Raw genomic sequence first — 9,776 nt, 5'->3', positions numbered from 1 at the left:
CCGGTTTCGTCCCTTGCCCATTTCGGCTTCCTGACGTTGCCGAACTTCTCGATGATCGCGTTCTCGAGCGCGGTCGAAGTGCTTCGGATGGCGAACTACGTCGGGCGCGCCGATCACTACCAGTGGTCGATCTATTCGCTCGACGGCGCCCCCGTGCGTGCCAGTAACGGCATCGCGGTGCGGCCGACCCAGGCGCTCGACTACACGAACCTGCCCGACGTGATGATCGTGTGCGGCGGGATTCACATCCGCGAGGTGGTCGACGACGGCGCGCGCGACACGCTCGCGGCGCTCGCCGAACGCGGGCTGCCGCTGGGCGGAATCTGCACCGGCGCGTATGCGCTGATGTCGGGCGGCCTGCTCGACGGCTATCGCTGCACCGTGCACTGGGAGAACCTGTCCGCGCTGCATGCGGAGTTTCCGCAGGTGGGGTTCGCCGACGAGCTGTTCGTCGTCGATCGCGACCGGCTCACCTGCACCGGCGGCACCGCGCCGCTCGACCTGATGCTGAATCTCGTCGGCATGCGTTTCGGCCAGCAGCTCGCCGCGCAGGTGTCCGAGCAGTTCATCCTCGAGCGCATCCGCAGCTCGACCGATACGCAGCCGATTCCCGTCGATGCGCGCGTCGGTTTCTCGCGCGCGGAACTGATCGAGGTCGTGCGGCTGATGGAAGCGAACATCGAGGAGCCGCTGTCGCTCGAGGAACTCGCGCGGCTCGTGCGGCTGTCGCAGCGTCACCTGCAGCGGATGTTCAAGGTGTACCTGAACGTATCGCCGACCCACTATTACCTGACGCTGCGGCTGAAACGCGCGCGCGACCTGCTGCGCACGACGGATGCGTCGATCGCGCGCGTGACGACGACGTGCGGATTCCATTCGCCGTGTCACTTCAGCAAGGCGTATCGCGCGCAGTTCGGTCACGCGCCGAGTTACGAGCGACGGTTGCCGGGGCGCTGACGCAACCCGCGCGAACCATTCGGTCCGCGACGCCGCCGGGATCGCGGCGCGCGGCTTCAACACTCGATCCCGCACCCATGAAAAACGACGTCACTTTGAGGAGAAGACAGATGAAGCGCCTATTGATCGCAGCGGCATGCGGGATCGGGATTGCAACGCCGATGTCGGCGGTTTATGCGGCCGATCCGCCCGTATGCAAGAACGTGCGCTTCGCGGACGTCGGCTGGACCGACATCGCTGCCACCACCGGTCTTGCTGCGACGATGCTGCAGGGGCTCGGCTACGCGCCGACCAAGACGATCGCTTCGGTGCCGATCACGTTCGCGGGCATCAAGAGCAAGCAGATCGACGTGTTCCTCGGCTACTGGTCGCCGACGATGGACCCGATCATCCAGCCGTTCACGAAGGCCGGCACGATCAAGGTGCTCGGCACGCCCAACCTGACCGGCGCGAAATATACGCTCGCGGTGCCCGACTACGTGTACCAGGGCGGCCTGAAGTCGTTCGCCGATATCCAGAAGTACGCTGACAAGCTCAACGGCAAGATCTACGGGATCGAACCGGGCAACGACGGTAACCTGCTGATCAAGAAGATGATCGACGGCAACCAGTTCGGCCTCGGCAAGTTCAAGATGGTCGAGTCGAGCGAGGCCGGGATGCTGGTCGAGGTGAACCGCGCGATCCGCGACAAGCAGTGGATCGTGTTCCTCGGCTGGGAACCGCATCCGATGAACGTGCAGATGAAGATCGACTACCTGAGCGGCGGCGACGACGTGTTCGGCCCGAACTACGGCGAGGCGAAGGTGCTGACGGCCACGCCGCCGGACTACGCGCAGCGTTGCCCGAACGTCGCGAAGTTCGTGTCGAACCTGCAGTTCACGACGTCGATCGAGAACCACGTGATGTTGCCGATCATGAACAAGGAAGACCCGAACAAGGCCGCCGCTGCGTGGCTGAAGGCGAACCCGCAATCGCTCGACAAGTGGCTGGCCGGTGTGACCACGATCGACGGCAAGCCCGGTCTGCCGGCGGTGAAGGCGTATCTCGGCGTGCAATGAGCGTCGACATGACCGGCGTGCTCGCCGAAGGCGGCGCGCCGGCGTGATGAAACGCGGCCCTCCCGTATCGTGCGGGCGGGCCGCGTTGCTTTCGGGCTGCGCGTCGATCGGCGCGGCGCCGGTCCGCGAACACCCGTCACGATTCCTTCGTCACCGCCGGCACGTCGAACACGCGGTCGAACGCCCACTGGAACACGAACGCGTAGCAGAAGAAGAACGCGAACAGCCCGATGTCGACGACGAACGCGTCGAACCACGAGATGTCGAGCCACCACGACACGACCGGCACGAGGATGAAGATCAGCCCGCCCTCGAAGCCGGTCGCATGCAGGATCCGTCGCGCGAGCGTGCGCGCAGGCTGCCGGCGCGTCGCTTCCCAGCGCTCGAACAGCGCGTTGAAGATCATGTTCCACAGCATCGCGATCGCCGACATCGTCGCGGACAGCGCGCCCGAATACACCAGATCCTGCTTGAAGAGCGCCGCGATCGCGGGCGAGATGCAGGAAATGGCGATCGCTTCGTAGAGCACCGCCTGCGTGATCCTGCGCGGTAGGCCTTGCACGTTGGTTCTCCGGTTCGACGGTTGTTGGTTCGTCGATGGTTGGGCGGTGGGTTGGCCGCTGCTGCATCCGCGGTCGCCGTGCCGCGACGTCCCGGAAGGCTACCCGCGTTGCGCGCGCGCCTCAATTCACCTAATCTCACGCGGATTGAATCGAATTCAACCCGGCCGGATCCGGCCCGCGAGGCCTCGTGTTCTCGAAAATTCCCCTGACCGCATTACGTGTATTCGAGTCGTGCGCGCGGCTCGGCACGTTCAAGGCGGCCGCCGACGAACTTTCCGTGACGCCGGCGGCCGTGTCGCATCAGATCAAGTCGCTCGAAAGCCGTCTCGGCGTGCTGCTGTTCGAGCGCGGCGCGAGCGGCGTGCGGTTGACGGAAGAGGGCGAGCGACTGTTTCGCGCGTGTCACGACGCGCTGCTCGGCATGAGCCGCGGGCTCGATGCGCTGCGGCCCGCGACGGCCGATGCGCGCACGCTGGTGCTGACCACCACGCCCGCGTTCGCCGCGATGTGGCTGATTCCGCGGCTCGGCCGGTTCCGGCGCGTCGATCCGCAGTTGCACATCAAGGTGGAAACCGGCAACGCGCTCGTCGATCTCGAACGCGACGCGCGGGTCGATCTCGCGATACGCGCGACGTCGCGCACGTTCCCCGCGCTGCACGAGATCGCGCTGATCGACGAGTATTTCGGCGCGTATGCGGCGCGCGGCCTCGAGGTCGCGCGCGCGAACGAGCGTGTCGAGCTGATCGAGACCACTTGGGATACGCCGCTTCCCGTGTCGGTCGACTGGGCATCGTGGTGCCGTGCGGCCGGCCGCGAAGCGTGGCTCGAGCGCGCGGTGTTCCGCCATTTCGACGACGAGCATTACGCGCTGCAGGCCGTGCTGCATGGCCAGGGTGTCGGGTTGCTCAGTTCGGTGCTGGCCGCCGAGCACGTCGAACGCGACGCGCTGACGCCGATCGATGCGTCGGTGCGGCTCGCCGGCGCGCGTTTCGTCGCGCTGTGCCGGCCCGGGCGAGAGCGCGAGCCGCGGGTCCGGCGGTTTCTCGACTGGCTTGAAGCGGAAATCGTGCAGACGCGCGACGCGGTCGCGCGGATCGCGCCGCCGGCGTAAAGCAACGCGCGGGCGCTTACCGTCGGCACGCGCCGCGTGCGCGTCGTTCGTTACCCGAAGCGCACGCAATACACCGGCGGCAAATGCGCGGAGACCTGCCGCCAGTTTTCGCCGCCGTCCGCGGACGTCCATAACCCGCCCGTCGTCGACGCCATCGCGAGACGCGTGCCGGAGTCGTCCACCGCGAGCCCGTGCCGATAGACGAGATCGTAGGCCGGCGCAGGCGGCAACCCGTTCGACAGGCTCTCGAAGCTGCGGCCGCCGTCGCGCGTGCGCGTGACGACGAAGCGGCCGTTCACCGGAATCCGGCACGCATCCTTCACGGCGGGGACGAACCACGCGGTGTCGGGATCGGCCGGATGCACGGCGACCGCGAAGCCGAAGCTCGACGGCTGCGCTTCGATGCGCTGCCATTGCGCGCCGCCGTCGGTCGAGCGGAAGATCGCGCAGTGATGCTGGGTCCACAGTACGTCGGGATCGGCCGCGCACTGGACGACGCGGTGCGGGTCCTGCACGTTGGGTTCGCCGCGCCGCTCGGGCGGCATGTAGTCGGCCTCCATGCCGTCGGCGCTGACACGCCAGGTCGCGCCGCCGTCGAAGGTCTGCCAGACGCCGCCGCACGAGATGCCGATCGTCACGTGCCGGCTGTCGCGCGGATCGACCATCACCGAATGAATGCCCGGCGCATCGTAGCCGCCGCCGAACCACTCGGGGCGCTCCGGGCGATCCCACAGCGCGCGGTTGAGCGCCCACGAATCGCCGCCGTCATCGGAGCGGAAGAGGCCGCCCGGTATCGTGCCGGCCCACAATACGCCCGGTTCGTCCGCGCCGCCGGTTTCGAGCGACCAGATCTGCTGAAGCGTCCACGGCGGGCGGGGCGGGGCGGGCGCTTCGTCGCCCGGGTCGCCGGTGCCTGCGTGCGCGCTGACGGCGGCGCGCGGTTCGTCGGCGGGCTGCGGCGGATAGACGGGGACCGCACATTCTTCCCATGCGGCGGCACCGGCACGCCTGCGGTGCAGCTTGACCCCGAAATGGCCGAGATTGAGCGCCGCATACAGCGTGCCGTCGCGCGGGTCGGCCAGCGCCATGCTGACCGGTTCGCCGATGAAGTGCGGCTCACCGAGCGCCCAGCCGCCGTTGCCGTCGGCGTGCAGCACGAACAGGCCCTTGCGGGTCGCGACGAGCAGTCGATCGTTCATGTCGGATGTCTCCTGTGGGCGCGGCCGCGCGCTCGTTTGGATAGCGATGCGTCCCTTTATCCGCCGGACAGCGCCTGCACGACGTACACGCGGCTGCCGTTGCCGAGCGGATCGGACAGATGTTGCCGGTCGCGTACCGGCTGGCCGTCGATGAACACCGACAGGTGCTTTCGCAGCGCGCCCTGGTCGTCGACGATATAGCCGCGCAGCCGTGGCTGTTCGCCGAAGACGGTTTCAAGCGCTTCGCCGAGCGTCCGTGCGTCGATGTCGCGCTCGGGCGTGTCGATATGGCGCTGGATCGACGCCGCGAAGAAGAGGTGTGCCATGGCGGTGGTTGGCGGGAGCAGTGCGGGGGGACGGTCTGTAGTGTAGGCGATCGATCGGGCCGGCAGCGACATTGCCGTACGGCGCGGCGGCGCGGCGATGTTGCTGCGCCGCGCAACGGCCGAAGTGCCCGATCCCCGTCAACGCGCTATGCGTACTTGTCGCCGACCGTACTGCGGATCGGATAGGTGTCGTAGACGATGATCATGCGCTCGATGCGCGCGTCGTCGTCGAATTCGAATACGTCGACGCACTCGAACCGCACCGCGGTGCCGTCCTTCAGTCCCCAGTCGTAGACGAAATAGCCTGTGGCCCGACGTGCGCCCGTGGCGCTGACGCAGATGTCGATCGGCGTGATCCGGCTTTGTCCGGATGCCGCCGCGACTTTTTCGAAGAAGGGCTGCGGCGACATCCAGCCGAGGAACGGCGAAAATATCTGCGCATCCGGCGTGAACAATGCGCAGATCGCGGCGACGTCGCCGTGTTCGAGCGCTTTCAGGTAGGTATCGACCTGCCGCGTGTATAGTGCGTCGGACGACGAGACCATGGTATTTCTCCGCTGATTGTTGACGAGCCAGCCACGACAGCCGTCGCGAACCGGTTCAACCACGATAGCGATGCAGCGATGACCGAACAAACGAATAATCCGCAACCCGGGTATGCCGCCCGCGCATATCCGCTCGCGGATCTCACCCGTGCGCTGCCGCCGCTGACGGCGTTCCAGGCGTTCGTCGCCGCCGCCGAACTCGGCAGCTTCAACCGCGCGGCCGAGCATCTGTGCCGGACCCAGGGTGCGGTGAGCCGTCAGGTGCAGCAACTGGAAGCGCATTACCGGTGTGCGTTGTTCGTCCGTCATGCGTCGGGATTGACGTTGACCACGGAAGGCGGCGCGTTGCTGACGGTGGCCGTCGACGTACTCTCGCAACTGGCGCAACACGCGCGCGCCCATGCGCATGCCGCATCGACCCTCACATTGCGCTTGCCCTCCACGTTCGCGATTCGCTGGCTGTTGCCGCGGCTGTCGGCGCTCAATCATGCGTTGCCGCGCACGGAGTTGCGCATTCACACGTCGGCGGACGACACGCCGGATTTCACCGACGCCGGTTTCGATGCGATCGTCGTGCGCGGCAGTGGAAACTGGGCGGGCATGGTGGCCGTGCCGCTGTTCGACGAATGCCTCACGCCGATGTGTACGCGCGAGACGGGCGCGGCGTTGAAGTCGATCGCCGATCTCGCGCGGGCGACACTGCTGCATCCCGCCAGCAATCGCGACGAATGGCGATGCTGGCTGGACGCCGTCGGCGCAACGCAAATCGACCCGGGCACCGGGCTCGTGTTCGATACGCTCGAGCTGACACTGACGGCCGCGTCGGACGGGCACGGCGTCGCGATCGGCGATCCGCGCATGGCGGCGGATCGGCTGCAAGCCGGCGCGCTGGTCGCGCCGTTTCCGGAGGTGGTGCGCAACGGTCTGGGCTATTACCTCGTGTACCCGGTGCAGCGCGCCGCACAACCCGCGATTCAAGCGCTCGCGGAGGTGCTGACGCGGCTTGCGCGCGAGGATTGACCGCAAGGCGCGTGCGCCGGGCGGTTTGCTAGACCGGAATCGACCGCCCCCGCACTCTGATCCCGAGCCGCACGACGCCGATCACCGCATTCGACAGCCACGTCAGCAAGCGCGGCATGCCGCGCCGGCGGATATCGAGCAGCAGCACGATCCGCACTTCGTCACTGTCGTTCCATACCTCGTGCACGAAGGTGTCGTCCCACAGCAGGAAGCAACCTTCGTCGAGCCGGTAGTCGCGGCCGTCGACCTTCAGCACGGCGGCCGGCGTGCCGTCCGCGCGCTTCGGCATCGACAGCACCAGATAGCCGCGCAGGATGCCGCGGAACGGCCCGCGATGCGGCGGGATGTGCTTGCCGGGCGCGAGGAACGACAGCGACGCGGACAGCACGTCCGGCGACGCCGCGACGATCGATTCGACGGTCGGGCAGCGCGACAGGTTGCGCGGGAACGGCTGGCCGTAAGCCTGCATGATGAACATCCGCCAGTCGCGCGCATCGTTGGCCGAGATGTCGTGCTGCTCGCGCATGATCTCGTGGAAGCGCGGGATGCGCGGCAGGTCGCGCGCGACGGCCAGCGCTTCCGCGCGAATGGCCGGCCACGCACGAACGAATCGCTCGGCGTCGGGAAACACGGCCGTATCGAGCACGGCGCCGCCGTCGAGATGGCGGTCGTACAGCGTGCGAAGCAGGCCGGCTGCATAGTCGTAAGCGACGGACATGATCGAGGGCGATCCACAAGGTGTCGTCAGTCTGCCCCACGCGCGGTGGGGCCTGCGTTACGTCAGGTTACGCCGGCTGACGAAAGAATGACAGATCGATGAAGGTCCGGTGCGAGCGGTCCGACATTCCGGGAATAAACGTACGCCGCGCGTCGTCATACGGGTGTAGCACCTCGTTTCGTTGACTTCCGAAGGAGTGGAGCATGAATACGCATTGGCTGGTGGCCGCCACGGTGGCGGCGATGTCCGTCGCGAGTGTCGCGACGCCTGCGTCGGCACAGGCACTGACGCGCGCGCAGGTCAGGCAGCAACTGATCGACGCCGAAACCAACGGGCTGCGCTTCGTGACCGATACGTCGTATCCGGACGCAAGTCCGCTGTTCCAGCAGCAGGCCGGGCAGATGCCTCGGCATCAGGCCGAAACCGCGGTCGGCGGCGATCCGGCCGCGACTTCCGATGCGGGCAGGCCGGCGGCGCAACCGACCCGTCCGCGCTCGGCCGCATGCGTCGGCCCCGAGAGCTTCTGCACGCCGTATTTCGGAAGCTGACGCAGCGGACCGCCGCGGCGGGTTCGACATTCACGAAGGTTGATCGGCACACAAAATTGAAGGAGTTGATGATGAAAACTTATATCGCACTACTGATGATGATCGGCGCAATCTCCGGTCAGTCCGCATTCGCGCAATCGAATGCGCCGCTCACGCGTGCCCAGGTTCGCGAGGAGCTGATTCGTCTGGAAGCGGCCGGGTACGATCCGTCGAAGGGGGATGACGGCGAATATCCGGCCGACATTCAGGCCGCGCAGGCGAAGCTCGCCGAGCAGGATCGCGCGAGGATGGCGGCCTCGGCTTCGTCTGCCGCGCCTGCGCCGGCCTCCGTCATGCCGGCGCAGGCCGGCAACTAGGAGCCGACATGTACGTGTGTGTTTTCAGGCCGTCGTGTTCGCGGTATGGCGATACGCATGCCGTTCGCGGCACGCGGCCCGGTCGAACGGCACGGACGGCCAGGCCGTCGATCGCGCGCCGCTTCGCGCGGCGCCGCGATCGTCTCGTTGCCCGATTCCGTTGGGCGCGCAGGTGGATCGCAGGATGAGCAGCGATGCGGGCGAGATGCGATCCGCCATCGCCGGACTGCTGTCCGCGATGGCGCGCAACGATGCCGGCGGCGGGATTACCAGGGCATCATCCGCTGCATGACCTGGTCGCGCAGGATGAAACGATGCGCGACCGCGGCCGCGACGTGAAGGCAGATGCCGCCGAACAGCACCCACGCGAGGATGCCGTGCACGTCGCCCATCGCATGCCCGAATCCCGATCCGGCCGCCGACAGCGCAGGCAGCGGCACGATGCCGAGCAGCGTCACGGCCCAGGCACGCGACGACGCATTGATCCAGCCGAGCAACGGCACCGCGATCAGCAGCGCATAGAGCCCGAAGTGCGTTGCGCCGGACACGGCGCGCATCGCGGGCGACAGTTGGTCGGCGGGCGGACGATGCGTCATGCGCCAGAGTACGCGGCAAGCCATCGCGGCGAGCAGCGCGGTGCCCACGATCAGGTGCGCGGCGATCAGGCCGACCGGTTGCGTATCGCGATGCACGTCGGGCATCGTCCAGCCGATCGCATACTGCGCGACGACGAGCGTCACGATCAGCCAGTGGAGAAGGCGTGCGACTGCGTCGTATCGGGCAGGGGTAGACATGAAAGCTCCTGGCAAGCGGATGGGGACCGTATCTTCCGGCTGATTCTACGGCCGAATCCTTAACAAAACGTTAAGCGTGCGACCGCGCATCGGATTCGCCCGGTAGCGCATGCGCGCCATCGATCCGAGCGGCTTCGGCCGACGGCAACACGAGCGCGACGCCGAGGCGGCTCCGCCGATGCCGGGCCCGAACTGCGCGCGGCCGCCGAACTATCGCGCGATGCGCCGGACGATCGACAGCCCGAGCCCGCTGCCGGGCTGCTTGTGCGCCGGAACGTCGGTTGCGAGCGCCACCAGCGGATGCGTCGTGCCGGTTCCGCTGTTTGCGCTGCACGTACCCGAAGCGTCTTTCACGTCGATGACATTCCGCATCCGGACCGTCATCGCGACCGCGATCCTGTCGGCCCGTAAGGCGGCCCACGCGGCGTTCAGGGCCGCGGACGTTTGCGGCTATGTGCGCGTGACCGGAATCGATCACCGCACGGTAGTCGTGTCATCTGATTGCGCGTACTGTCGGTTGGTCGTCCTTGATATCCGGCTCGACGGGAATCGATACGGCGGCGTGTCCGGGTGAGCGCGCG

13 protein-coding genes are annotated in these 9,776 nt (G+C 67.2%); 7 read left to right on the top strand and 6 right to left on the bottom strand.

From position 1 onward, the window contains the following. Nucleotides 1–957 (top strand): GlxA family transcriptional regulator (locus U4Y91_RS32415; RefSeq protein WP_321808475.1); only part of this gene is annotated, 957 nt, incomplete at its 5' end. Between the two features lie 110 nt (nucleotides 958–1,067). After that, the gene (locus U4Y91_RS32410) at nucleotides 1,068–2,015 is read left to right on the top strand and encodes a choline ABC transporter substrate-binding protein (protein WP_321808474.1); all 948 of its coding nucleotides are present in this window, start codon (nucleotides 1,068–1,070) and stop codon (nucleotides 2,013–2,015) included. 136 nt (nucleotides 2,016–2,151) lie between these two features. Here U4Y91_RS32410 and U4Y91_RS32405 read toward each other — a convergent pair whose 3' ends face one another. Next, nucleotides 2,152–2,577 (bottom strand): PACE efflux transporter, encoded by a 426-nt coding sequence (locus U4Y91_RS32405; protein ID WP_321808473.1) that lies wholly within the window; start codon nucleotides 2,575–2,577, stop codon nucleotides 2,152–2,154. A 188-nt stretch (nucleotides 2,578–2,765) separates the two neighbouring features. Between U4Y91_RS32405 and U4Y91_RS32400 the strand changes: the two genes are divergently transcribed. Then, complete coding sequence (locus tag U4Y91_RS32400; protein WP_321808472.1) at nucleotides 2,766–3,689, top strand: LysR substrate-binding domain-containing protein; 924 nt, start codon at nucleotides 2,766–2,768, stop codon at nucleotides 3,687–3,689. A 50-nt stretch (nucleotides 3,690–3,739) separates the two neighbouring features. On the opposite strand, the gene U4Y91_RS32395 is transcribed toward U4Y91_RS32400, so the two are convergent. The 3 genes from U4Y91_RS32395 to U4Y91_RS32385 form a co-directional block, all read right to left on the bottom strand. Continuing rightward, entirely contained in the window at nucleotides 3,740–4,888 is a 1,149-nt protein-coding gene (locus tag U4Y91_RS32395; protein WP_321808471.1) for an exo-alpha-sialidase, read from the bottom strand. A gap of 56 nt (nucleotides 4,889–4,944) precedes the next feature. Beyond that, nucleotides 4,945–5,214 carry a MoaD/ThiS family protein gene (locus U4Y91_RS32390; protein ID WP_044844433.1) on the bottom strand — a complete coding sequence of 90 codons (270 nt, stop codon included), beginning with the start codon at nucleotides 5,212–5,214 and terminating at the stop codon, nucleotides 4,945–4,947. Between the two features lie 146 nt (nucleotides 5,215–5,360). Then, nucleotides 5,361–5,759 (bottom strand): nuclear transport factor 2 family protein, encoded by a 399-nt coding sequence (locus U4Y91_RS32385; RefSeq protein ID WP_321808470.1) that lies wholly within the window; start codon nucleotides 5,757–5,759, stop codon nucleotides 5,361–5,363. 78 nt (nucleotides 5,760–5,837) lie between these two features. Between U4Y91_RS32385 and U4Y91_RS32380 the strand changes: the two genes are divergently transcribed. Continuing rightward, a complete protein-coding gene (locus U4Y91_RS32380) occupies nucleotides 5,838–6,779 on the top strand; it encodes a LysR substrate-binding domain-containing protein (protein WP_321808469.1) in 942 nt (313 codons plus the stop codon). 28 nt (nucleotides 6,780–6,807) lie between these two features. On the opposite strand, the gene U4Y91_RS32375 is transcribed toward U4Y91_RS32380, so the two are convergent. Further along, nucleotides 6,808–7,497 (bottom strand): aspartyl/asparaginyl beta-hydroxylase domain-containing protein, encoded by a 690-nt coding sequence (locus U4Y91_RS32375; RefSeq protein ID WP_321808468.1) that lies wholly within the window; start codon nucleotides 7,495–7,497, stop codon nucleotides 6,808–6,810. A gap of 203 nt (nucleotides 7,498–7,700) precedes the next feature. Between U4Y91_RS32375 and U4Y91_RS32370 the strand changes: the two genes are divergently transcribed. Beyond that, complete coding sequence (locus U4Y91_RS32370; RefSeq protein ID WP_321808467.1) at nucleotides 7,701–8,045, top strand: DUF4148 domain-containing protein; 345 nt, start codon at nucleotides 7,701–7,703, stop codon at nucleotides 8,043–8,045. 71 nt (nucleotides 8,046–8,116) lie between these two features. Continuing rightward, nucleotides 8,117–8,401, top strand: coding sequence for a DUF4148 domain-containing protein (locus U4Y91_RS32365; protein ID WP_321808484.1), 285 nt, complete (start codon nucleotides 8,117–8,119; stop codon nucleotides 8,399–8,401). 266 nt (nucleotides 8,402–8,667) lie between these two features. On the opposite strand, the gene U4Y91_RS32360 is transcribed toward U4Y91_RS32365, so the two are convergent. Next, nucleotides 8,668–9,195: a cytochrome b gene (locus tag U4Y91_RS32360; RefSeq protein WP_321808466.1), complete on the bottom strand. Its 528-nt coding sequence runs from the start codon at nucleotides 9,193–9,195 to the stop codon at nucleotides 8,668–8,670. Nucleotides 9,196–9,304: 109 nt separating this feature from the next. Here U4Y91_RS32360 and U4Y91_RS32355 point away from each other — a divergent pair, with 109 nt between their 5' ends. After that, nucleotides 9,305–9,769, top strand: coding sequence for a hypothetical protein (locus U4Y91_RS32355; protein ID WP_321808465.1), 465 nt, complete (start codon nucleotides 9,305–9,307; stop codon nucleotides 9,767–9,769). The last annotated feature ends 7 nt before the right edge of the window (nucleotides 9,770–9,776 follow it).

The organism is Burkholderia sp. BCC1993 (assembly GCF_905339865.1).
GTDB lineage: Bacteria > Pseudomonadota > Gammaproteobacteria > Burkholderiales > Burkholderiaceae > Burkholderia.
Note: the sequence above shows the minus strand (reverse complement) of the source record. Positions and strands in the feature narration are given on the sequence as shown.